This is a genomic window from Pollutimonas bauzanensis, from assembly GCF_040393045.1.
Taxonomy (GTDB): Bacteria; Pseudomonadota; Gammaproteobacteria; order Burkholderiales; family Burkholderiaceae_B; genus Pollutimonas; species Pollutimonas bauzanensis_A.
Genome location: NZ_JBEBUX010000044.1, coordinates 1 through 22,668 on the forward strand (window position 1 = coordinate 1; position 22,668 = coordinate 22,668).

General features: G+C 56.2%; 25 protein-coding genes. 20 read left to right on the forward strand and 5 right to left on the reverse strand.

Going from position 1 to position 22,668, the window contains the following annotated elements; translation table 11 throughout:
* The first annotated feature begins 117 nt into the window (after window positions 1-117).
* The 3 genes from rpsJ (at window position 118) to ABWO67_RS08900 (ending at window position 3,336) form a co-directional block, all read left to right on the forward strand.
* Window positions 118-429, forward strand: a complete 312-nt coding sequence (gene rpsJ / locus ABWO67_RS08885) for a 30S ribosomal protein S10 (protein WP_013743964.1) — start codon at window positions 118-120, stop codon at window positions 427-429.
* A 148-nt stretch (window positions 430-577) separates the two neighbouring features.
* Window positions 578-2,518: a glycine betaine ABC transporter substrate-binding protein gene (locus ABWO67_RS19325; protein ID WP_502929988.1), complete on the forward strand. Its 1,941-nt coding sequence runs from the start codon at window positions 578-580 to the stop codon at window positions 2,516-2,518.
* Window positions 2,518-3,336: a quaternary amine ABC transporter ATP-binding protein gene (locus ABWO67_RS08900; RefSeq protein WP_353150532.1), complete on the forward strand. Its 819-nt coding sequence runs from the start codon at window positions 2,518-2,520 to the stop codon at window positions 3,334-3,336. The genes ABWO67_RS19325 and ABWO67_RS08900 overlap by 1 nt, the downstream gene beginning before the upstream one ends.
* On the opposite strand, the gene guaD is transcribed toward ABWO67_RS08900, so the two are convergent.
* Window positions 3,288-4,637, reverse strand: a complete 1,350-nt coding sequence (gene guaD, locus ABWO67_RS08905) for a guanine deaminase (RefSeq protein WP_353150535.1) — start codon at window positions 4,635-4,637, stop codon at window positions 3,288-3,290. The genes ABWO67_RS08900 and guaD overlap by 49 nt on opposite strands.
* 250 nt (window positions 4,638-4,887) lie before the next feature.
* Here guaD and rplC point away from each other — a divergent pair, with 250 nt between their 5' ends.
* From rplC to rpsQ, 10 genes are read left to right on the forward strand one after another with little or no spacing between them, the layout of a single operon-like run.
* The gene (gene rplC / locus ABWO67_RS08910) at window positions 4,888-5,577 is read left to right on the forward strand and encodes a 50S ribosomal protein L3 (protein WP_353150537.1); all 690 of its coding nucleotides are present in this window, start codon (window positions 4,888-4,890) and stop codon (window positions 5,575-5,577) included.
* Between the two features lie 2 nt (window positions 5,578-5,579).
* Complete coding sequence (rplD, locus tag ABWO67_RS08915; RefSeq protein WP_353150539.1) at window positions 5,580-6,200, forward strand: 50S ribosomal protein L4; 621 nt, start codon at window positions 5,580-5,582, stop codon at window positions 6,198-6,200.
* On the forward strand, window positions 6,197-6,493 hold the full coding sequence (gene rplW, locus ABWO67_RS08920) for a 50S ribosomal protein L23 (RefSeq protein ID WP_132637564.1): 297 nt from the start codon (window positions 6,197-6,199) through the stop codon (window positions 6,491-6,493). The genes rplD and rplW overlap by 4 nt, the downstream gene beginning before the upstream one ends.
* Window positions 6,494-7,321, forward strand: a complete 828-nt coding sequence (gene rplB, locus ABWO67_RS08925; RefSeq protein ID WP_353150543.1) for a 50S ribosomal protein L2 — start codon at window positions 6,494-6,496, stop codon at window positions 7,319-7,321.
* Window positions 7,322-7,333: 12 nt separating this feature from the next.
* On the forward strand, window positions 7,334-7,609 hold the full coding sequence (rpsS, locus tag ABWO67_RS08930; RefSeq protein WP_130011039.1) for a 30S ribosomal protein S19: 276 nt from the start codon (window positions 7,334-7,336) through the stop codon (window positions 7,607-7,609).
* 3 nt (window positions 7,610-7,612) lie between these two features.
* Window positions 7,613-7,942, forward strand: coding sequence for a 50S ribosomal protein L22 (rplV, locus tag ABWO67_RS08935; protein ID WP_353150545.1), 330 nt, complete (start codon window positions 7,613-7,615; stop codon window positions 7,940-7,942).
* A gap of 9 nt (window positions 7,943-7,951) precedes the next feature.
* Window positions 7,952-8,740: a 30S ribosomal protein S3 gene (gene rpsC / locus ABWO67_RS08940; protein ID WP_353150547.1), complete on the forward strand. Its 789-nt coding sequence runs from the start codon at window positions 7,952-7,954 to the stop codon at window positions 8,738-8,740.
* Between the two features lie 3 nt (window positions 8,741-8,743).
* A complete protein-coding gene (rplP, locus tag ABWO67_RS08945; protein ID WP_132637556.1) occupies window positions 8,744-9,160 on the forward strand; it encodes a 50S ribosomal protein L16 in 417 nt (138 codons plus the stop codon).
* Between the two features lie 9 nt (window positions 9,161-9,169).
* Window positions 9,170-9,361, forward strand: a complete 192-nt coding sequence (gene rpmC / locus ABWO67_RS08950) for a 50S ribosomal protein L29 (protein ID WP_180021080.1) — start codon at window positions 9,170-9,172, stop codon at window positions 9,359-9,361.
* Window position 9,362: 1 nt separating this feature from the next.
* A complete protein-coding gene (rpsQ, locus tag ABWO67_RS08955; RefSeq protein ID WP_353150551.1) occupies window positions 9,363-9,644 on the forward strand; it encodes a 30S ribosomal protein S17 in 282 nt (93 codons plus the stop codon).
* Window positions 9,645-9,740: 96 nt separating this feature from the next.
* On the opposite strand, the gene ABWO67_RS08960 is transcribed toward rpsQ, so the two are convergent.
* Window positions 9,741-11,549, reverse strand: a complete 1,809-nt coding sequence (locus tag ABWO67_RS08960) for an acyl-CoA dehydrogenase (protein WP_353150553.1) — start codon at window positions 11,547-11,549, stop codon at window positions 9,741-9,743.
* Between the two features lie 166 nt (window positions 11,550-11,715).
* Here ABWO67_RS08960 and ABWO67_RS08965 point away from each other — a divergent pair, with 166 nt between their 5' ends.
* The 7 genes from ABWO67_RS08965 to ABWO67_RS08995 all read left to right on the forward strand — a co-directional run bounded on the left by ABWO67_RS08965 (window position 11,716) and on the right by ABWO67_RS08995 (window position 19,070).
* Window positions 11,716-12,681 carry a tripartite tricarboxylate transporter substrate binding protein gene (locus tag ABWO67_RS08965; RefSeq protein WP_353150556.1) on the forward strand — a complete coding sequence of 322 codons (966 nt, stop codon included), beginning with the start codon at window positions 11,716-11,718 and terminating at the stop codon, window positions 12,679-12,681.
* A 35-nt stretch (window positions 12,682-12,716) separates the two neighbouring features.
* The gene (locus tag ABWO67_RS08970) at window positions 12,717-13,508 is read left to right on the forward strand and encodes an IclR family transcriptional regulator (RefSeq protein WP_353150598.1); all 792 of its coding nucleotides are present in this window, start codon (window positions 12,717-12,719) and stop codon (window positions 13,506-13,508) included.
* Between the two features lie 67 nt (window positions 13,509-13,575).
* Complete coding sequence (locus ABWO67_RS08975; protein ID WP_353150559.1) at window positions 13,576-15,663, forward strand: 3-hydroxyacyl-CoA dehydrogenase NAD-binding domain-containing protein; 2,088 nt, start codon at window positions 13,576-13,578, stop codon at window positions 15,661-15,663.
* Between the two features lie 43 nt (window positions 15,664-15,706).
* A complete protein-coding gene (locus ABWO67_RS08980; protein WP_353150562.1) occupies window positions 15,707-16,885 on the forward strand; it encodes an acetyl-CoA C-acyltransferase in 1,179 nt (392 codons plus the stop codon).
* 22 nt (window positions 16,886-16,907) lie between these two features.
* Window positions 16,908-17,678 carry an SDR family oxidoreductase gene (locus tag ABWO67_RS08985; protein ID WP_353150565.1) on the forward strand — a complete coding sequence of 257 codons (771 nt, stop codon included), beginning with the start codon at window positions 16,908-16,910 and terminating at the stop codon, window positions 17,676-17,678.
* A gap of 54 nt (window positions 17,679-17,732) precedes the next feature.
* Window positions 17,733-18,413, forward strand: coding sequence for a 3-oxoacid CoA-transferase subunit A (locus tag ABWO67_RS08990; protein WP_353150567.1), 681 nt, complete (start codon window positions 17,733-17,735; stop codon window positions 18,411-18,413).
* A gap of 9 nt (window positions 18,414-18,422) precedes the next feature.
* Complete coding sequence (locus ABWO67_RS08995) at window positions 18,423-19,070, forward strand: 3-oxoacid CoA-transferase subunit B (protein ID WP_353150570.1); 648 nt, start codon at window positions 18,423-18,425, stop codon at window positions 19,068-19,070.
* Window positions 19,071-19,087: 17 nt separating this feature from the next.
* On the opposite strand, the gene ABWO67_RS09000 is transcribed toward ABWO67_RS08995, so the two are convergent.
* From ABWO67_RS09000 to ABWO67_RS09010, 3 genes are read right to left on the reverse strand one after another with little or no spacing between them, the layout of a single operon-like run.
* Window positions 19,088-20,749, reverse strand: a complete 1,662-nt coding sequence (locus ABWO67_RS09000) for an AMP-binding protein (protein WP_353150573.1) — start codon at window positions 20,747-20,749, stop codon at window positions 19,088-19,090.
* A 46-nt stretch (window positions 20,750-20,795) separates the two neighbouring features.
* Window positions 20,796-21,314 (reverse strand): DUF4442 domain-containing protein, encoded by a 519-nt coding sequence (locus ABWO67_RS09005; RefSeq protein WP_353150576.1) that lies wholly within the window; start codon window positions 21,312-21,314, stop codon window positions 20,796-20,798.
* 27 nt (window positions 21,315-21,341) lie between these two features.
* Window positions 21,342-22,658 (reverse strand): OmpP1/FadL family transporter, encoded by a 1,317-nt coding sequence (locus tag ABWO67_RS09010; RefSeq protein WP_353150580.1) that lies wholly within the window; start codon window positions 22,656-22,658, stop codon window positions 21,342-21,344.
* Between the last annotated feature and the right edge of the window lie 10 nt (window positions 22,659-22,668).

The following is a 22,668-nucleotide window of genomic DNA, read 5'->3' on the forward strand; positions in this document are numbered from 1 at the left end:
CCATTCGCGAAGGCGGCCGTACGGTTGGCGCCGGTGTGGTTGCTACCATCATCAAGTAATAGTTAGCGTGGGCAGGGGCGGTATTGCCTCTGCCTAATTCGTTCTTTAGGAATTCCCATGAAAAACCAGAAAATCCGCATCCGTTTGAAAGCGTTTGATTACAAGCTGATCGATCAGTCGGCCGCCGAAATCGTTGAAACAGCCAAGCGCACGGGCGCGGTAGTGCGTGGTCCAGTGCCTCTGCCTACTCGTATTCGCCGCTACGACGTTTTGCGTTCACCGCACGTCAACAAGACATCGCGCGACCAGTTCGAAATGCGCACGCACCAGCGTCTTATGGACATCGTGGATCCAACAGATAAAACTGTTGACGCCCTGATGCGCCTGGACCTGCCCGCAGGTGTGGACGTGGAAATCGCTTTGCAGTAAGCTGTACACGGCGCCTATGGCGCGGTAAGTAAAAGACGCCATGCTTTCAGCATGGCGTTTTTTTTGTGCTGTTGCATCGTAAGCATGGCCGGCCCCGCTGGATTTCGGGCCTATTCAGTTCCGATTTACCAGGTCAAGGAGCCCGCCGGTGAAGAAATTGCACATTTTCTTTGGTATCGCCATGCTGGTGTTGTCGGGATTATGGCCATTGCAGGCTTATTCCCAAACGACTTCGTGCAATAACGGCCAGGTCGTCAAACTGGCCGATCAAGCATGGGAAAGCGCCAGTTTCACAACCAGCGTCATACGGCAAATTCTTGAGGACGGTTACGGGTGCAAGGCCGAGATCGTGCCTGGTACGACTGCCGCGATCGAATCGGCACTGGCGCAAAACGATTTGCAAATCATTGCGGAACTGTGGTCGGGCCGATCTCCCATTATCGAGAAGGCCATTAAGGGCGGCACAGTGCGAGTGGTGGGCGACACGCTGGCGGGTGGTGCAGAGCAGGGCTGGTACGTCCCGGAGTACGTGGTCAAGGGCGATGCTGAACGCGGAATCAAACCATTCGCGCCGGATCTGGATAGCTGGCAAGATTTACCAAAATACAAGTCGCTGTTCGTTGATCCGGAAGAGCCCGAAAAGGGGCGCTTTCTGAATTGCCCCACCGGCTGGGTTTGCGAAAAAACCAATAGCCGCTTGTTGGCGCTGCATGGTCTGGAGAAGGACTACACGAACTTTCGGGCGGGGACAGGGGCGGCGCTGGATTCCGCGATCAGTTCGGCATACGACCAGGGCAAGCCCATCTTGTTTTACTACTGGCAGCCTGCCGGCTTGATGGCCAAGTACAAATTTCACAAGATTGCGCAGGGGCCCTTCAATAAGGCGTGCTGGGACACGATAGTCAGCGGCGAGGGCAAGCTATGTCCGTCGGACTTTCTGGTGGCGCATCTGGCTGTGGGGGTTTCACAGCCCTTCGCCGATAGCAATCCCGAGTTGATCGCCTTTTTCGAACAACTCCGGTTCGAGCCCGCGCTACTGAACCAGATGATATTGCTGATGACGGAACAGCGGCTGCCGGGCGATGTGGTTGCCTCCCGGTTTTTACGCGAGCATCCCGATGTCTGGCGCCAATGGCTGCCGCCAGCAATCGCCTTGAAGATGTCCGCCAAGCTGGGTACTGATCAGGCCGGCAGCACGGCCGATGACGCGGCAACCCACAGCATATTTCCACATTGGTCGGGCGCGGAGTTCGTCAATCGACAGCTGATGGGAATGGTCAAGGCTTATGGCGCAAGCTTTCGCCAACTCAGCGATTTCATGTTGACCGCGATCTTGCTGCCGGTAGAACGCACGATGCAGCTCATCCCAGCGTGGGTGTTCTTGATACTGGTGGCCGTCTTATCTTGGCATGCGACGCGCAAGCCTGTTGCGACTATCTTGTATGTCGTGTGTTTGTACGCAATAGGCGTGGTCGGTTTGTGGGACAAGCTGATCCAGACGTTTTCCCTGGTGTTGGTGTCCACGGCGATCTCGATAGTGATTGGTGTTCCTGCCGGCATTATCTCGGCACGCAGCCGCATCTTGCGCCGCGTCCTGACTCCTGTCCTGGATGTCATGCAGACCTTGCCCAGCTTCGTCTACCTGATTCCAGTGCTGATGCTGTTCGGTCTGGGCAAAGTCCCTGCGCTTTTCGCGACCATTATCTACGCCGTACCCCCGCTTATCAGGCTGACCACGCTGGGCTTGCGCCAGGTCGACCCGAATGTGATGGAGGCCGCGCAGGCCTTTGGGGTAACCCGTTGGCAAATGTTGCTCAGGGTCACCTTGCCTCTAGCGCGCCCCAGCATCATGGCGGGTATCAATCAAACCACAATGATGGCATTGTCGATGGTGGTCGTGGCCTCCATGATCGGCGCGCGCGGGCTGGGCGAAGATGTGCTGGCAGGCATCCAGACGCTGGATGTCGGGCGTGGCCTGCAGGCCGGTGTGGCGATTGTGATTCTGGCCATAGTCATAGACCGGATTACACAGGCTTATGGTCAGCCGCGTCGTAGCCGGCGCAGGCTTCAAGGCCGGGAGGAGCTGTGATGTCCGACGTGAAAATTGAAATCCGCGACGTATATAAAGTATTTGGGCATCAGCAAGCGCAAGCCCAGGCGCTGGAGCTATTGCGGCAGGGCGCGGACAAGGCCACTGTGCAGGCGCAGACGCGGTGTAATGTCGGATTGGCCGGTGTCAGCGCCAGTATTCCTACTGGCCAGATATCTTGCATTATGGGCTTGTCGGGTTCAGGCAAGTCCACGCTAGTGCGCCACCTGAACCGCCTGATAGACCCTTCCGCGGGTGAAATTCTGGTTGATGGCCAGAATATTCTCGCTCTGAGTATGCCGGAGCTGCGCGAACTGCGCCGGCACAGCATCAGCATGGTGTTCCAAAGCTTCGGGCTGATGCCGCATCTGAATGTGATCGACAATGTGGCGTTCGGCCTTTATGTGCGGGGTGACAAGAAGACGCAGGCCAAACATGTGGCGACAAAGTGGCTGGAAAGGGTAGGCCTGGCCGACTATGCCACTCGCTATCCCGACGAGTTGTCCGGTGGGATGCGGCAACGGGTAGGGCTTGCCCGTGCGCTGGCCATCGACGCCGAAGTGTTGTTGATGGATGAGGCATTCTCGGCCCTGGATCCCCTGATCCGATACGAAATGCAAGATCAGTTGCTAAGCCTGCAGCAGCGGCTGAAAAAAACCATTGTGTTCATTACCCACGACATTGATGAAGCCCTGCGCCTGGGCCAACACATCGTGATTTTGCGTGACGGCAAGGTCGAGCAGGTTGGCACCCCGGATGATATCCGCCATCATCCCGCCAATGAGTATGTGGAACGGTTTGTGGTGCGGCGTGAATAAGCCAGTTCTCCCGCAATATAAACGGCTTCGGTGGCCCGGTCGTCGCCCATGGTCATTTGGATGAACAAGGCTTCTTCAATGTTTTCGCAATGCTGCATGCGAAAGTCGATGAGCGGCGTCGATTTCAAATCCAGCACCAGCAAGTCGGCTTCCATGCCCGGGGAGATGCTTCCTACTTTGTCTTCCAGATAAAGCGCCTGGGCTGCGCCCCGGGTCGCCAGATAGAATGCCTTGGCCGCCGACAGGGAATAATGACCTAACTGTCCTATCTTGTAGGCGGCGCCCATGGTTTGCAGCATGGAAAGCGTGGTGCCGGCGCCCACGTCGGTGGCCAGGCCCAGCCGTATTGGTTGATCTGCCTGTTTGGCGCGAGCGAAGTCGAACAGGCCGCTGCCAAGAAAGCTGTTGGAGGTAGGACAGTGCGACACTGCCGAGCCTGTTTGGGCAAGCTGTCGCCATTCAACATCTTCCAAATGGAGGGCGTGGCCAAAAATGGCGCGCGGCCCGACGAGTCCATAGTGGGAATAGACATCCAGATAGTTGTGCCGCTCAGGATAAAGACTTTTTACCCAGTCGACCTCGTGCTGGTTTTCGGCAATATGCGTTTGCATATGGGTATGGGGATGCTTCTTCCAAAGCGCCCCGGCCGCTTCCAGCTGCTGCGGCGTGCTGGATGGCGCAAACCGCGGCGTAATGGCATATGACAAACGATTAAGCCCATGCCAGCGGGTAATCAGCGCTTCGGACTGATCGTAGCCAGACTGGGCCGTATCAGTAAGCGCATCTGGAGCATTGCGGTCCATCAATACTTTTCCGGCGATCATGCGCATATTGCGTTTATCGGCCGCCTGGAAAAAGGCATCCACCGACCCGGGGTGCACGGTGCAGTACACGGACGCTGTCGTGGTGCCGGCACGCAGGCATTCCCCCAGGAAAAAATCGGACACCAATGTCGCATGATCGGCGTTAGCAAATTGCTGCTCGGTGACGAAGGTGTACTTGTTCAACCAGTCGATAAGCTGCTTGCCGTAGGCGCCGGTCATTTGCGTTTGCGGATAATGGACATGGGTATCGATAAATCCCGGCAATATCAGCGCGTCGCTGTACTGTTTGATGTTGTGGTCGCGCAGTTGTGTCTTGACTGCCTGGTAGTCGCCAAACGCCGTCACGATACCGTTTTCGATCAGGATCAAGCCATCTTGTTCATAGTGCAACGAGGCCTCGTCGCCATCGATAAAGGGATCGCCGCGAAAACTGAGCGCTGCACCTCGCAACGCCAGTCGTTTGTTTGGTTCCACCACAGACAAGGTCCCCTAATAATGTAAATGCTGACCGATAGTAATCCAGGGAATATCGTCGGCTGTTGCTTTTGGGATGTGGGGGTAAATCTTTCAGGGTATTTACCAATTCCCCACTTGCTCAGTCTATTGATTGCATGCTAAAGTGGCAAACTTGACCAAAAAAGTTTTGGATTCAAGAAATCGTGTATGTGGTGGGTTTACACATACGGTAATTAGCCCCGACCAATCGCAGTCGGGAATGGAGAAAACGATGTCGAACTCGACACCTACGCCTGCCGCCTATCGGCTGGGGCTGGTTGGGCGCAAAGTTGGCATGACCCGTATTTTCACCGAGGAAGGCGAGTCCATCCCGGTAACAGTACTGGACGTGTCGAACAACCGCGTTACCCAAGTCAAGTCACCAGAAGTCGATGGCTACGCGGCAGTGCAAGTTGCCTACGGCACCCGTCGCGCATCACGCGTGACCAAGCCACAGGCAGGGCACTATGCCAAAGCCGGCGCTGAAGCCGGCAGTATCCTTAAAGAATTCCGCCTAGACCCCGTCAAAGCTGCTGAATTTACAGCAGGTTCTGTCGTGGCCGTCGAAAGCCTATTCGAAGCAGGTCAAAAAGTGGACGTTACAGGCACCACGATCGGTAAAGGCTTTGCCGGCACCATCAAGCGCCACCACTTTACCGCGCAGCGTAACTCGCACGGTAACTCGCGTTCGCACCGCGTTCCGGGTTCTATCGGTCAAGCACAAGATCCAGGTCGTGTGTTCCCAGGCAAGAAAATGTCGGGCCACCTTGGCGATGTTACACGTACCACCCAAAATCTAGACATCGTTCGCGTCGACGCGGAACGTGGCTTGTTGCTGGTCAAGGGCGCAGTCCCCGGCCACAAGAACGCCAACGTTATCGTGCGTCCCGCCATCAAGATGTCGGCCAAGAAAGGAGCCTAATCATGGATATCAAGCTCCTTAATGACCAAGGTCAGTCCACGTCTACGTTTGACGCTCCCGATACGATTTTCGGCCGCGACTTCAACGAAGCGCTGGTGCACCAGATCGTTGTGGCGTTTCAGGCTAATGCCCGTAGCGGCAATCGTGCGCAAAAAGGCCGCGATACCGTCAGGCACAGCACGAAAAAGCCTTGGCGCCAAAAAGGTACCGGTCGCGCCCGTTCGGGTATGACTTCCTCGCCTATCTGGCGTGGGGGTGGTCGTGCGTTCCCGAATTCGCCTGAAGAAAACTTCACGCAAAAAGTTAACAAGAAAATGTATCGCGCCGGTATTCGTGCGATCCTTTCCCAGTTGGCTCGCGAAGATCGCATCTCCATCGTCGATACATTTGTTCTTGACGCGCCCAAAACTAAATTGGCCGCCGACAAGCTCAAGAGCATGGGTCTCGAATCGGTGCTGATCATTACCGATCTGCTCGACGAAAATCTGTACCTCGCAACGCGCAACCTGCCGCACGTTGCCGTGGTTGAACCGCGCTACGCCGATCCGCTGTCGTTGATCCACTACAAAAAAGTGCTGATCACCAAGCCGGCCATCGCTCAACTCGAGGAGATGTTGGGATGAAAGCCGAACGCTTATTGCAAATAATCCTGGCTCCAATCGTGACTGAAAAGGCCACGTTCGTTGCCGAAAAAAATCAGCAAATCGCTTTCCGTGTCGCCGCGGATGCAACCAAGCCCGAAATCAAGGCTGCCGTTGAACTGTTGTTCAAGGTAGAAGTTGAGTCGGTGCAGGTTTTGAACCGCAAGGGCAAAGAAAAGCGTTTTGGCCGTTTCATGGGTCGCCGCCGTAACGAGCGCAAAGCATATGTTTCGCTCAAAGACGGTCAGGAACTCGACTTTACGGAGGTGAATTAAATGGCACTCGTAAAAGTCAAGCCGACTTCGCCCGGCCGCCGTGGCATGATCAAGGTGGTAACGCCTGGTCTGCATAAAGGCGCGCCTTTTGAAGCTCTGCTCGAAAAGAAAACACGTGGTTCAGGCCGTAACAACAATGGTCACATCACTGTGCGCCATCGTGGTGGTGGTCACAAGCAGCATTACCGTCTGGTCGACTTCCGTCGCAACAAAGACGGCATTCCTGCGAAAGTTGAACGCCTGGAATACGATCCTAACCGTACTGCGCACATTGCTTTGTTGTGCTATGCCGACGGCGAGCGCCGCTACATCATCGCTCCCCGTGGCCTGGAAGTAGGCGCAACGCTGTTGTCCGGCCTGGATGCTCCCATCCGCTCCGGTAACACGCTGCCTATCCGCAACATTCCAGTGGGTTCCACCATTCACTGCATCGAAATGCTTCCGGGCAAGGGTGCACAAATGGCTCGCTCCGCCGGTGCTTCGGCTGTTCTGTTGGCTCGCGAAGGTACTTACGCTCAGGTGCGCTTGCGCTCCGGCGAAGTCCGCCGTGTCCACATCGACTGCCGTGCAACTATCGGTGAAGTCGGAAACGAAGAACATAGCTTGCGTCAAATCGGCAAAGCCGGTGCAATGCGCTGGCGTGGTGTACGTCCTACGGTCCGTGGCGTTGCCATGAACCCGGTCGATCACCCGCACGGTGGTGGTGAAGGTCGCACTGGTGAAGGTCGCGAACCGGTTTCCCCATGGGGTACTCCGGCCAAGGGCTTCAGAACCCGTCGTAATAAGCGCACAGACAATATGATTGTCTCGCGCCGCAAGCGCAAGTAAGGGGCGAACAATATGTCACGTTCGATCAAAAAAGGCCCATTCGTCGATGCGCATCTGATCAAAAAGATCGATGCGGCCGTCGAAGGCAAAGAGAAAAAGCCGATCAAAACCTGGTCGCGCCGTTCCACCATCCTGCCCGAGTTCATTGGGCTGACGATTGCTGTGCACAATGGCCGCCAGCACGTTCCCGTTTATATCAACGAGAACATGGTCGGCCACAAGCTCGGCGAGTTCGCACTGACCCGTACGTTCAAGGGCCATGCTGCGGACAAAAAGTCCAAGAGGTAAGTGATGGAAACTACAGCTATTATCCGTGGAGTCCATATCTCGGCTCAGAAAGCACGCATTGTTGCGGATCTTATCCGCGGCAAGTCCGTTGCCCAAGCGCTGAATATCCTGACATTCACACCCAAGAAGGCCGCGGGTCTGCTCAAGAAAGCGCTTGAGTCCGCGATCGCCAACGCCGAGCACAACGACGGTGCCGACATCGACGAGCTTAAAGTCACTACAGTTTATGTAGACAAAGGCCAATCGATGAAGCGCTTCTCCGCCCGTGCAAAAGGCCGCGGTAACCGCATCGAGAAGCAGACTTGCCACATTGTGGTCAAAGTCGGCGCTTAAGGAGTCACAATGGGACAGAAAATACACCCGATTGGGTTCCGCCTGGCGGTTAACCGCAACTGGACTTCGCGCTGGTATGCAGACGATAAAGACTTCGGCGGCATGCTCGCCGAAGACATTCGTGTTCGCGAATACCTGAAGAAGAAACTGAAAAGCGCTTCTGTTGGTCGCGTGATTATCGAGCGTCCTGCCAAGAATGCCCGTATTACCATTTACTCGGCTCGTCCGGGCGTGGTAATTGGCAAGCGCGGCGAGGACATCGAAAACCTCAAGGCCGATCTGCAACGCTTGATGGGCGTGCCTGTGCACGTCAATATCGAAGAAATTCGCAAGCCGGAAACCGATGCTCAGCTAGTCGCTGACTCGATCGCCCAGCAGCTCGAAAAGCGTATTATGTTTCGCCGCGCCATGAAACGCGCCATGCAAAACGCAATGCGTCTGGGTGCTCAAGGCATCAAGATCATGAGCGCAGGTCGTTTGAATGGTATCGAAATTGCCCGTACCGAATGGTATCGCGAAGGCCGTGTGCCACTGCACACACTGCGCGCTAACATCGACTACGGCACTGCCGAAGCCCAAACAACCTACGGCATCATCGGTATCAAAGTCTGGGTTTACAAGGGCGATATGTTGCCTAACGGCGAAATGCCTCCCGAGACCGCAGCTCCCCGTGATGAAGAGCGTCGTCCGCGTCGTGCGCCTCGTGGCGACCGTCCTGACAGCCGTCGTCCAGCTGGTGCTAGTCGTGGTCGGGGCCCTCGCAAGCCTGACGCCGCGCCGGCGCCTGAAGGAGAATAAACCATGCTGCAACCGTCACGCAGAAAATACCGCAAAGAGCAAAAGGGCCGCAACACTGGCCTGGCTACTCGCGGTGCAGAAGTTTCATTTGGCGAATTCGGTCTGAAGTCGATTGACCGCGGTCGTTTGACCGCTCGCCAAATTGAAGCTGCTCGTCGTGCGATCAACCGCCACATCAAACGTGGTGGTCGTATCTGGATCCGTATCTTCCCCGATAAGCCGATTTCGCAGAAGCCTGCCGAAGTCCGTATGGGTAACGGTAAAGGTAATCCGGAATACTGGGTCGCAGAAATTCAACCCGGCAAGGTGCTCTATGAAATGGAAGGTGTAAGCGAAGAGCTTGCACGTGAAGCTTTCCGCCTGGCCGCCGCTAAGTTGCCGCTGCGCACGACATTCGTGTCGCGCCACATTGGTGCTTAAGGAGACCACATGAAAGCCAGCGAACTCCGTTCCAAAGACGCCACCGAGCTCAATACAGAGCTCGAGAGCCTGCTGCGAGCACAATTCAACCTGCGTATGCAGCGTGCTACTCAGCAGCTTTCCAACACCAGTCAAATTGGTAAAGTCCGTCGCGATATCGCACGTGTCCGTACCATCATGACTGAGAACGCAGGAAAGTAAGATGAGCGAAACTCAAAATACCCAACCAGCCAAGCGCCAGCGTACCCTCGTTGGCCGGGTTGTCAGCAACAAGATGGACAAAACTGTCGTGGTTAGCGTTGAGCGCCGCGTCAAGCACCCCGTCTTTGGCAAGATCGTCGTACGCTCGAACAAGTACAAAGCGCATGACGAAACGAACCAGTACAACGAAGGTGACATGGTCGAAATCGCAGAAGGTCGTCCGATCTCCCGCGACAAGTCATGGACTGTTGTACGTTTGCTCGAAGCCTCGCGCTCTATCTAAGCAATTAGATAAGTAGTAAATAAAAAGCCCCGAAATTCGTTTCGGGGCTTTTTTTGTCTGACGGGCCGCGTGTCATCTGGCAGCAGCAAAACCCACTTACAGCCATTCCACCTTGGTGTTTAACGCATGGCGTTCGATATCGCGCAGCAATTGGTGTTGCGGTTGGGTAGCTGCGAGTTCAGTATGATAAAACCAAGCGCAGGCAGCGAGTTTTCCTTGGTAGAAGTCGGCCAAGTGAGGCCGCTGTTCAAGCTGGGCTTGCGCAGTCACCGCTTGTTCCAGCCATAGCCAGGCTAATACATGATGGCCGAACAAGTCCAGGTAGGCGGCCGAGTTTGCGCTGGCTTTGCGTAAGTCGTCACTCGCAGCTGCCAGCAGCAATTCCGTCGTGCGTAGTAGCTCTTGCCAAGCGGTCAGCAATTGATCGGCATGAGGTTTGAGTCTGGCCACTTGGTGGGCGCGATCAATGGTGGCAAGTACGCGGGAATGTAATTGGCGTAGCGGCAGGCCTTCGTTCATACCTACTTTACGGTTCAGCAAATCCAGACTTTGAATGCCGTGCGTACCTTCATGTAGTTGATTCAAGCGGTTGTCGCGGTAGAACTGCTCTACAGGGTATTCGCGGGTGTAGCCATAGCCGCCGTACACCTGAATTGCCAGCTCGTTGGCGACAAGGCCATAACGGGCGGGCCACGATTTAACGATGGGAATGAGCAAGGCCAGCACTTGCGCGGCTTCGCGCCGGGCATCCTCGTCAGGATGGGTTTTTTGGTCATCAACCAGACGCGCGGCATATAGGCACAGATGCAGTGCGCCTTCCACATAGGATTTTTGCGTGAGCAGCATGCGCCGCACGTCGGCATGTTCAATAATGGCGACAGGTGCGCTGGTCGGGTCATTTTGCCCTACGGGGCGGCCCTGTTGGCGGTTCTTCGCGTAGTCCAGTGCATGCAGGTAAGCGGTATAAGCCAGCATGCTGCCGCCCATGCCAACACCGATGCGTGCTTCGTTCATCATGTGGAACATGCAGTTAAGGCCTTTGCCTGGCTCGCCTATCAGTTCGCCGACGCAGGCACCTTGTTCGCCAAAACTGAGCATCGTGGATGTCGTGCCGCGATAGCCCATTTTATGGATAAGACCGGCCAGCGCGACATCATTCGGCTCACATGCCTGGCCTTGGGCATTCACCCGCAGTTTGGGCACGATGAACAGTGAAAGGCCACGGGAGCCCGGTGGCGCATCGGGTAGACGAGCCAGCACTAAATGGACGATGTTTTCGCCCAGGTCATGGTCGCCGCCCGAAATGAAAATCTTTTGGCCTTTGATCAAATAGGAGCCATCGGCTTGGGGTGTGGCGGTACTGCGCAAGTCTGGCACCGAAGACCCTGCCTGGGGCTCGGTCAGCGCCATGGTGCCAAACCAGCGGCCTTGAAGCAACGGCGGCAGGTAGCGACGTTTTTGGTCTTCGCTGCCGAAGCTACGGATCAGGTTGGCGTTGGCCGCCGTCAGGAAGCAGTAGGCCGAGCTTCCCACATTGGCGGCGCGAAACAAGGCCAGGCAAGACTGCGAAATGGTGACGGGCAATTGCATGCCATCCAAGTCGTAGTCGTGGGTGGCCGCCAGGAAACCGGCTTGGGCAAAAGCCCGTACTGCAGTTTTTATCTCGGGCAGCGTTTTCACAGCTACGCCATCGAAATGAGGTTCGTTTTCGTCCGCTTTGCGGTTATGAGGTGCAAATAATTCCTCGGCCAGCTTTTGTGCGGTGTCGATGGCTGCCGTAAAGGTTTCGCTGGAATGATCGCCATAGCGGTCGCGGTCGAGAAGTTGGCGGGTTTGCAGTACGTCGTTGAGCAGAAAATCCAGATCGTTGCGATTGATCAATAGCGAATCAGGCGATGAGTTCATAATTTCTAATTCTACATAGCAGAACTAATAGTGTATAAATGGGATGAATTAGCCATCCTATCACCAACCAACATTGATTTCACCTAAAATCCAGCATAGAATTCTGTAGTTCGGAACAGAATATAAGTGCGGGATCACCCAGCGCTACAAAACAACGGAGAGACACATGAACAAATTCAAGACGCTAGTATTTGCAGGCCTGGTGGCAAGCCTATTGCCGGTTGCGGCGGTTCATGCCCAGGACGCCGCCTATCCTAACAAGCCCATCTCCATCATCGTGCCCTATGGCCCCGGTGGAACCACAGACGTCGTCGGACGGGCGCTCGCTGAAAGCCTGGGGCGCCAACTGAAGCAACCCGTTGTTATTGAAAACAAGCCCGGGGCAGCTGGTTCCATGGGCGTGGTAGATATGATGAATACTAAGCCAGATGGTTATCGGTTGACCATGGCGCCCGTTGGCATTTTTCGCCAGCCTTATCTGCAAAAGACCCGATATGATCCAATTCGCGACCTGACCTATATTGCTTCGTTCCTGACATACGACTTTTTGGTTACGGTGGCTGCCGACTCGCCTTTCAAGACCATCAATGACTTGGTCAGCTTTGCCAAAAAGAATCCTGGCGGTGTCGAATATGGCACGCCAGGCCGCTTTACGGGAAATCAGGTAGTGCTGGCCAAGCTGGGCAAAGATCAGGATATCAAGTTCGTTCATGTGCCGTATAAAGGGGATAGCGAAGCCATTGCCGCCTTGCTCGGCGGCCATACCCAGGTTGCTGTGGTCACCAATAGCGTGCTTCCTTTCATGCAGTCAGGCAAGGTGCGCGTCCTGGCCTCGGCGGCTGATGTCCGCCCTGCCGCATTCTCGCAAGTGCCCACAATGAAAGAGGCAGGCTTCGATGTTGAAGTGCCTTCGCCTTTAGGGCTGGCTGGTCCCAAGGGGATGCCGCAAGATATCGTCGATAAGCTGGACCAGGCTGTCAAAGCCGCGATGAGCGACCCGGCTTTTACTAAGGTGCTTGAAAACTACGGCGTACGCACCTTCTACATGGACAACCAAACCTACACCAAATTCGCCGAAACCACCTTTAAGGCGGAAGAGACCATTATCGGAAGCCTGGGGCTGAACGATTGATTGAGTCATTGGCGCAACCGCCGGCAAACACACTAATGGTATCGGCCGTCATCGCACAGCACAAAGAGCAAGACCGTCACTTTGTGACGGCGCTTGCCCGCGGGCTCGAGGTACTGGCGTGTTTTCGTTCGGGTAACAAGGTGCTCAGCAATCAGGAAATTGCTAAGCGCTGTGGTTTGCCCAGGTCGACGGTTTCGCGGTTGACCGCTACGCTTACCCGCCTGGGCTATCTGACCACTGATGAAGTCAGCGGCAAGTATTGCCTGGGTGTTGCTACTTTGGCCCTGGGTGTCGGGATGCTGGCAAAACTAGACATCCGCCAAGTGGCCAAGCCCTTGATGCAAGAAGTGGCTGATTTTTCTCAGGGCATGGTAACGCTGGGCGTGCGTGACCGCTTGTCTATGCTCTATATCGAGAATAGCCGCAGTCGCGCGGCGCTGACATTAAGCATGGATGTGGGGTCGCGCATACCTATTGCAACGTCTGCTATCGGGCGTGCCTATCTGGCGGAAGCGACAGAACAGGAACGTCTGGAAATCATCGAGCGTGTCCGTGAACTCGACGAGCAGGCCAGCCAGGCGATTATCTATGGCATTGACCAAGCGCTGCTCGATTACCGGCGTCTTGGGTGTACTTGTTCGTTTGGCGATTGGAATAAAGATGTCAATGGTATCGCCGTCGGGGTCAAGCTGGGAAGAAGCTTTCCCTTGATGGCCATCAATTGCGGTGGTCCGGCTTCTCAGTTGTCCACCGATTTTCTGCTCAACGATGTAAGGCCCAGGCTACTTGATCTCGTGCAGAAGCTGAAAGCATCTGTTGGGGTATAGACATCGTCCACGGCAATGCCGAACTCTACAACTACGATTAAATTGAAACTGCACGGAGCCTAAGCTAATGAGTCATGTACGTTACGACGTGGTGGACGGGATTGCCCGCATCACCCTACAAAATCCACCCGTCAACGGCCTGGGATTTGCCGTGCGCAAAGGCATAGTCGAAGCGTTGGATCAGGCTGAAGGCGATGCTGCGGTGACAGCCATCGTTCTCACCGGAAGTGACCGCGCGTTTTCCGGCGGTGCCGATATTACTGAGTTCGGCACGCCAAAAGCAGGTTGGCATCCCACACTTAGAACCGTCATTGAAGTACTCGAGCAAGTCAGCAAGCCAGTCGTCGCCGCCATTGATGGCGTATGCCTGGGTGGCGGCCTCGAGTTGGCACTGGGGGCCCATTTTCGCGTGGCCGCCGCCCAGGCCAAAGTTGGCCTCCCTGAAGTCAAGCTAGGCATCTTGCCTGGCGGAGGCGGCACCCAGCGTTTGCCACGTGTGCTGGGTCTGGAAACTGCGCTGGACATGATTGTCACAGGGCGTATCGTCAAGGCGTCCACGTTGGCTGACACGCCTTTGTTTGACCGCGTGGTCGATACTTCGGTCGTCGAAGCCGCCACTGAATTTGCAAAAGAACTCGTGCGCCAAGGTACGCCTTTGAAACGCGTTCGCGACCTGAAAGTGACGCAACCCGACGCTCAGGCTTTCCTGCAAGTCGCCCGAAGGAATATTGCCGCGTCCAGCAAGCATCAGCCCGCACCGGGCCTGTGTCTGGAAGCCGTTGCCGGCTGCGTTTCCTTGCCTTTCGACCAAGGCCTGGCCAAAGAGCGTGAACTGTTTATGCAGCTGATGAATTCGCCCGAATCATTGGCGTTGCGGCATGTATTTGCGGCCGAGCGCGCCGCGACCAAAATCCCTGATGTACCCGCCGACACGCCGTTGCGCGATATTCGCAAGGTAGGGGTAATCGGCGCTGGCACCATGGGCGGCGGCATCAGCATGAACTTCCTGAATGCCGGTATTCCGGTCATGTTGCTTGAAGCCGAGCAGGCCGCACTAGAGCGCGGCGTTGGCATCATCAGGCGCAACTACGAAAACAGTCTCAAGCGGGGCCGCCTGACACAGGCGCAGCTCGACGAGCGCATGGCGTTGCTAAGCACGACCTTGCGCTACGAGGACCTGAGCGATGTCGATCTGGTGATCGAGGCCGTGTTTGAAGAACTGGGCGTGAAGGAAAAAGTCTTCAAGGCCCTGGACGCGGTGATCAAGCCAGGCGCCATTCTGGCGTCGAATACCTCGACGCTCGATGTGGACGCAATTGCTGCTTTTACCCGCCGCCCCGAAGACGTCATCGGCTTGCATTTCTTCAGCCCGGCCAACGTCATGAAACTGCTGGAAATCGTGCGAGGCGCCAAGACGGCCAAAGACGTGCTGGCCACCTCTATCGCACTTGCCAAGAAAATCAACAAGAAGCCGGTCGTGTCTGGTGTGTGTGATGGCTTTATCGGCAATCGCATGTTGAACAGCTATCGTGCTGCCGCCGAAGAAATCTTGCTGGGCGGCGCATCACCGGCGTCCATTGACAAGGCGTTGGAAGCCTTTGGTTTCGCCATGGGGCCATATCGCATGGGGGATTTGGCTGGCCTGGATATCGGCTGGGCAATACGTAAGCGTCGCCAGGCTGAAAACCCGGATGTTGATTTCTCTGCGGTGGCCGATCGTCTCTGTGAGGCGGGCCGTTTTGGACAGAAGGCGGGAGCGGGCTGGTACCGCTATGAAACAGGCAATCGCACGCCCATCGTGGACCCCGCCGTCGACAAGATGATTGAAGATTACCGTGCCGAAAAAGGTATCACGGCCAGAACCTATACCGATCGCGAGATTGTCGAGCGCTGCGTGTATGCCTTGGTCAATGAGGGCGCCAAGATACTTGAAGAAGGTATTGCCTTGCGGGCTTCCGATATTGATGTGGTCTATCTGAGCGGCTACGGCTTTCCTTTGCATCGCGGCGGACCCATGCATTACGCACAGCAAGTGGGCTTATTTAATGTCGTGCGGTCGATTCGCCGCTTTGCAAGCCAGTCTGGCGAGGCGGCGAAGTTCTGGCAACCCGCCCAGCTGTTGCAAAGCGCCGAACCGGGCCAGGCGCTTAAGTAATCCTTATTCAGAACAATATTGCGTCAAGCATAGCGAGGGCAGAATGAAAGAAGCAGTCATCGTCTCAACCGCCAGGACAGGTCTGGCTAAATCATGGCGGGGCGCATTTAACATGACCTACGGCGCCACATTGGGCGGACATGCCGTCGAGCATGCCGTGGCGCGCGCCGGCATTGACCCGGCCGAGGTCGAAGATGTCATCATGGGGGCTTCGAATCTTGAGGGTACGACTGGCGGCAATATTGCCCGGGCTATCGCCCTGCGCGCCGGCCTGCCGGTGACGACAGCAGGCTTGAGCATCAACCGCTTTTGTTCGTCCGGTTTGCAAGCCATCGCATTGGCGGCGCAGCGGGTGATGACTGAGCAAGTGCCGGTAATGGTGGCAGGTGGCGTTGAAAGCATTTCGTGTGTACAGAACGAAGCCAATATGCATATGCGCCGCGACCCTTGGCTGATCGAGCATAAGCCGGAACTGTACTGGAGCATGTTGCAAACCGCTGAAACCGTAGCCAAGCGCTATGGGATTTCCCGGGATGCCCAAGACGAATACGGCGCACGTAGTCAACAGCGCGCTGCGGCGGCTCAGGCGGCGGGCCTGTTCAATGATGAGATCGTGCCCATGACCACCACTATGGGCGTAGTCGACAAGGCGACGGGGCGGGTCAGCACGCGTCAGGTCACCATTGCCGCCGACGAAGGCATACGTGCAGACACCACGCTCGAAGGCGTGTCGAAAATTCGCTCTGTGTTCCCCGGCGGTGTGATTACTGCGGGCAATGCCAGCCAGTTTTCGGATGGCGCCTCAGCTTGCGTGGTCATGGATGCGAAACTGGCAGAGCGCAGAGGCTTGCAGCCATTGGGCATTTTTCGCGGCTTTGCCGTGGCTGGCTGCGAGCCCGACGAAATGGGCATAGGTCCAGTGTTTGCCGTGCCTCGCTTGCTGGAAAGAAACGGCCTGAAAGTGCAGGACATCGGTTTGTGGGAATTGAACGAAGCCTTTGCGTGCCAGGTGCTGTATTGTCGCGACCGATTGGGCATCCCAGATGAGCTGCTCAATGTGAATGGCGGTGCTATTGCCGTAGGGCATCCGTATGGCGTGTCGGGCAGCCGGCTTACTGGCCACGCCCTGATCGAAGGGAAGCGTCGCGGCGCGAAGTATGTGGTGGTTACCATGTGCATAGGTGGTGGCCAGGGCGCGGCCGGCCTGTTTGAAGTCGCCTGAGCCACACAACACAGGAATTGATATGAGCGTGAAAGAGCTATTTAAACTCGATGGCCAGGTGGCCCTGATTACTGGCGGATCGCGTGGCCTTGGGCTGCAAATTGCCGAGGCGCTGGGTGAAATGGGTTGCAAGCTGGCCATTACCGCACGCAAACCCCAAGAGCTGGAAGTGGCCCGCGCCTACCTCGAGCAGCGGGGCGTGGAAGTGATCGCCATTGCCAATAACCTGGCCCAGTTCGATACCATTCCGGGTATGGTGGACCAGGTTCTGGAACACTACGGCACGATTGACATCCTGGTGAATAACGCGGGCGCGACCTGGGGCGCTCCGGCTGAAGATTACCCCGATGCCGCTTGGCACAAATTGATGGATCTGAATATCAACGCCTTGTTCTATCTGTGCCGCGAAGTCGGCAAGCGCGTGATGATCCCCAAGCAACGGGGTAAGATCATCAATATCGCATCGGCGGCGGGGCTGCGTGGCACGGCCAAGGGCGTGACTACCATAGGCTACAACACCTCCAAGGCGGCCGCGGTTAATTTCACCCGCACCCTGGCCTGCGAATGGGGCCAGCACAACATCAACGTCAACGCGATTTGCCCCGGGTTTTTTTCGTCAAAGCTGGCTGACAACCTGATCGAGCGGTTGGGGCAAAGCCTGTTGGATCGCATCCCGTTGGGACGCATAGGGGGCGAAGACGACCTGAAGGGCGCGGCCGTCTTCCTGGCCTCGGAGGCTTCACGCCATATTACGGGCCAGGCCATCGTGATCGATGGTGGGGCAAGCGCGTAAACCGCCGCTTGACGGCACAGTAGGTAAATTCAACAGCAGGGGCAAGAGCAAGCTATGGTAAACAAGTTTGTGGACAGTGTGCATGAGGCCGTGGCCGATGTGTTTGACGGTGCGACCATATTGGTCGGCGGGTTTGGCGGGGCTGGGCATCCAACGGAATTGCTTCACGCCTTGATAGATCAGGGGGCAACCGACCTGACTGTCGTCAATAACAACGCCGGCAATTTCGAAGTGGGTCTGGCCGCGTTGATCAAGGCCGGGCGGGTACGGAAAATGATTTGCTCTTTTCCCAAGGCCAGCAATTCGCATGTTTTCAATCAAATGTATAAAGAAGGCCGGATCGAGCTGGAGTGTGTGCCGCAAGGCACTATTGCCGAGCGTTTGCACGCGGCCGGGGCCGGTATCGGCGGATTTTTTACGCGCACCAGCTATGGCACCGACTTAGCCAAAGGCAAAGAAGTCCGTGAAATAGATGGCGAGTTCTATGTATTCGAATCCCCCATACGCGGCGATTTCGCCCTGGTATTGGCACAACGGGGCGATCGTTGGGGCAACCTGGTTTACCGCAAGGCAGCCCGGAACTTCGGTCCGGTCATGTGTATGGCGGCAAAGACGACCATTGTCCAAGTCAAGCAAAAGGCGGAACTGGGCGAACTCGATCCCGAGAACATTGTTACGCCAGGCATTTTCGTCGACCGGGTGGTTGAAGTGCCTAATCCGCAAATTTCAAGCTGAGAGCAGATCATGCAAAGACTGACACGCCAAGAAATGGCCAAGCGCCTGGCCAAGGACATCGCGCCGGGCAGCTACGTTAACATCGGCATCGGCATGCCCGAACTGGTTGCCAACTATCTGGATCCTGCTGATGAAATCTTGCTGCATAGCGAGAACGGGATATTGGGTATGGGGCCGTCTGCCCAAGAAGACGAAATCGATCCTGAAATGATCAATGCGGGCAAGAAGCCCGTTACCTTGCTGACAGGCGGCGCTTTTTTCCACCATGTCGACTCATTCGCCATAATGCGCGGCGGTCATCTGGATCTATGCATCATGGGCGGCATGCAAGTGTCGTCGGCCGGTGATCTGGCCAACTGGTCATTGGGCCGGCCCGGGGAACCGCCCGCTGTGGGCGGCGCAATGGACTTGGCGGTGGGTGCTAAAAAGGTGTTCATCCTGATGGAGCACAATGCCAAAGACGGCACACCCAAGATCGTCGAAAAATGCACATTGCCGATTACGGGACTGGGTGTCGTTTCCCGCGTCTACACTGACCTGGCCGTTATCGAGTCAACACCCCAGGGGCTGCAAGTCATAGAGAAGCTGGTCGATATCTCTGATGAGCAATTGCAATCCCTGACAGGGGCGTCGCTGCATTTTCCTGCCACGCAATAGTGGCAGCCACTGCGCCGCTACGCTTCTTTCAGCTTGCGGCGCAGTATCTTTCCGACATTGGTACGCGGCAAATCGTCGCGGAACTCGACGTGCTTCGGGCTCTTGTAGCCCGTCAGCATGCTGCGGCAATGCTTGATCAGGGCTTCTTCGGTCAGGCTTTCGTTTTTGCGAATCACAAACAATTTGACGACCTCGCCTGAATGCTCGTCGGGCACGCCTATTGCGGCGGCCTCGAGCACATCGGGATGTTGCATGGCAACGGCCTCGACTTCATTCGGATAGACATTGAATCCCGATACCAGGATCATGTCTTTCATGCGGTCCAGGATGAAGAGATAGCCTTGTGGATCGACGTAGCCGACGTCGCCCGTGTGCAGGAATCCGTCGTCGTCGAAGGCCTTCTTGGTTTCGTCGGGACGGTTCCAATATCCGGGGGTTACCTGCGGCCCACGCACGCAAATTTCGCCGCTTTCCCCTTGGGGCAGGTCGCGGCCGTCGGCGTCGCGTATGGATATTTCCGTAGAGGGCACAGGCAGGCCGATGGACCCGTTGAAGTCCTGCTTATCCAGGGGGTTTATGGTGACCGCCGGCGATGTTTCGGTAAGGCCATAAGCTTGCGCAATAGGCTTGCCTGTGGTCTTGAGCCAGCGTTGGGCTATCACTTCTTGCACCGCCATGCCACCCCCCAGGGCGATACGCAACGTGGAAAAATCCAGCTTGGCGAAATCGGGGTTGTTCAGTAATGCGTTGAATAGGGTATTGACGCCGGTAATCGCCGTGAACGGGAACTTGCCCAGGCTTTTGACCAGATCAGGAATGTCGCGAGCATTGACGATAAGCAGGTTCTGCGCGCCCAGTTTAATGAAAGTCAGGCAGTTGGCCGTCAGTGCGAAGATATGATAAAGCGGCAAAGCGGTAACGACACATTCCTTATCGCCGACGTAGGGCTTGACCCAGGCATATGCCTGGCAGACATTGGCGACCATGTTGCCGTGGGTCAGCATGGCTCCTTTGGCGACCCCGGTCGTGCCGCCGGTGTATTGCAGGAAGGCCAGGTCGGAATGGTCTAGCTGAATCGGTGTGTAGCGGGCTGCTTTGCCGGCGGCCAACGCGTGTTTCATGCTGACCGTGTTGGGCAGCGACCAGGCCGGAACCAGTTTTTTGACGTGCCGCACAACCAGGTCGGTGACCGCACCTTTCACGGTGCCCAGCATTTCACCAAGCGATGTGACGACAATATGCTTGATGGCGGTTTTAGGCAGCGCTTTTTGCAGAGTCGCTGCGAAGTTTTCCGCAATGATGATGGTTTCCGCGCCAGAGTCAGACAACTGATGTTCCAGTTCGGTGGCGGTGTACAACGGATTGGTATTGACCGCTACGGCGCCTGCCCGCAGGGCGCCGAACAGGCAAACTGGGTATTGCAACAGGTTAGGCATCATCAGCGCGACGCGATCGCCTTTCTTTATGCCGATAGACTGCAGCCATGCTGCAAAATGGCGCGCGTGCTCGTCCAGCTGTTTGTAGGTCATGGTTACGCCCATGCTGATATAGGCGGTTTTTTCTGCATGCAGCGAGCAGCTTTCCTCAAACAAGGCGACCAGCGAACTGTAGCGGTTCGCTTCTTCGGTGATGTCGGCCGGTATGCCGGGTGGGTAATGATCTAGCCAGATGCGTTCCATAATGCCTACCCCTGGTTGTTTTATTTACATAGCCTCTGCCGAATAGCTAAAGACTATCATATCGTTCCCTGCTTTTTTGTTTGTAGAAAGCTTTGTCGGCGATATACACCATGCGTTCAACGACGGTGTAGACGACACCGGCCTTGTCTTTCAGTTCTATGGTGAATCGGCGTGAGGTTTCGTGGTCAGTATCTAGCTCGGCATTGATCTGCCGCAGGTCGGCTGGGTCAAGCGTAATGTCGGCGTATAGCGTGCAATACGCGGGTTTGCGATAACGTATGGCAGCGGCTTTGTCCCACACAATGACATCGCGGTGCAAGTGGGTAAGCAGCATGGCCACATGCACGCCGTCGGTAACCGAAAACAGCGAGCCGCCAAATAGCGAACCCACCACATTACGCGTGCGCCGGTTCAAGGGCAAGCGTACGCGTATATGTAATAAGTCCCGAGAAACGAAGTCCACACGCCCGCCTGTGCCGCGAAAGGCGGGGTGAAGGTTGAAGCCCGCGCGTAAGGCGCCTGGACGCCACCGCAGCGGGATACGTCTGAGCGTAGCCAGTTTCATGTCGGGACTTTCGCTGATGGACGCCGGTTAGAAACGATGTGACACCTGTACCCCCAGAAGGTGAGCGTTGGAGCGGTATTCGCCGCGAACTACCCCTTTTTTTGCCGCGTCGGTGTCGTTGGCCATTGCGGTGTCTTTCAAGAACAAGTGGGTATAGCCGACATCGACTGTGGTGCGGTCATTGAAGTTGTATTGCGCGCCGACAGATAGCCAATAGCGGTCGTTGTCGGGAAGCGACGTGGGGCGATACTTTGCTTCATGCACGGGCGACTGATCCCACGCGATGCCGCCTTTCAGCGTCCATTGATGGTTCAGCTTATAGTTGGCGCCCAGGGCTATGCGCCATGTGTCGCGGAAACGCAGATCGAGTTCATCGCTGGTGATCAGAGGGTGGCCTGAGTTCTGGATGTCCAGCGATTTGATGCTGCTCCAGCCGGTCCACGACACGTCGCCCAACAGTTGCCATTGGCTATTCAGATCATGGACGACGCTTAAGATAGCCGAGTCCGGCAGTTCTACCGAAGTGCTGGCATTCGCATTGCCCGGCAGGGCGCCGCGTGTGCCGCCGCTCAGTATTGCTGGGTTGACGGTGCCGCTCTTGACCCTGGTTTTGCCGCTGGCATCGATCTTGACTTTAGACCGATAGGACAGGCCCAGGCGTGTTTCAGGGGTAACTTGGTAAAGCAAGCCCAAGTTCCAGCCCCAGGCATCGCCATTCATTTTTACCGTGGCATCAAGATCGCCCAAGAAAGCCCCATTCTGTGGGTTGATGAACGGAGAGGCCCGGCTGAATTCGGCATCCAGCCGCATCCAGTTGACCCCGGCGCCCAGCGAAAGCTGATCGTTCACCTTGTAAGCGATGGACGGGTTGATGTTGACGCTTTCAATGCTGAACTTCTTGGAGTGATAACGGCCCGTCCAGTCATCGTCGTATTCGGTCATCAGGCCGAATGGCGCCCCTATTCCGAGGCCCACATACCAGCTCGGATTCAGTTCCCAGGAAATATAGGCATTGGGCAGGGCGGCAAGCGAGCCTGCATCGCCGCCATTGCCGCCAGTTGCTGGGCTGCCATTGGGGCCGGTGCTGCCATCATTGCTGAACTTGAATGATGGCTTGATGGCCGTTACGCCTGCGGACACATTGACGCCGTTCAGGCGTGTCATGCCAGCGGGATTAAAGAAGATCGTACTGGCATTGTCGCCGAGGGCGGCGGAGCCGGCATAGGCGTTACCGATACCGCTGGCGTTCTGTTCGAGTAGTTGAAAACCTGCTGCGTGGACACTTGCTGCGCCCAATCCGAGAACAACTGCCGAAATGATACGCAACGATGATACTGCTTTCATATGTCACCTC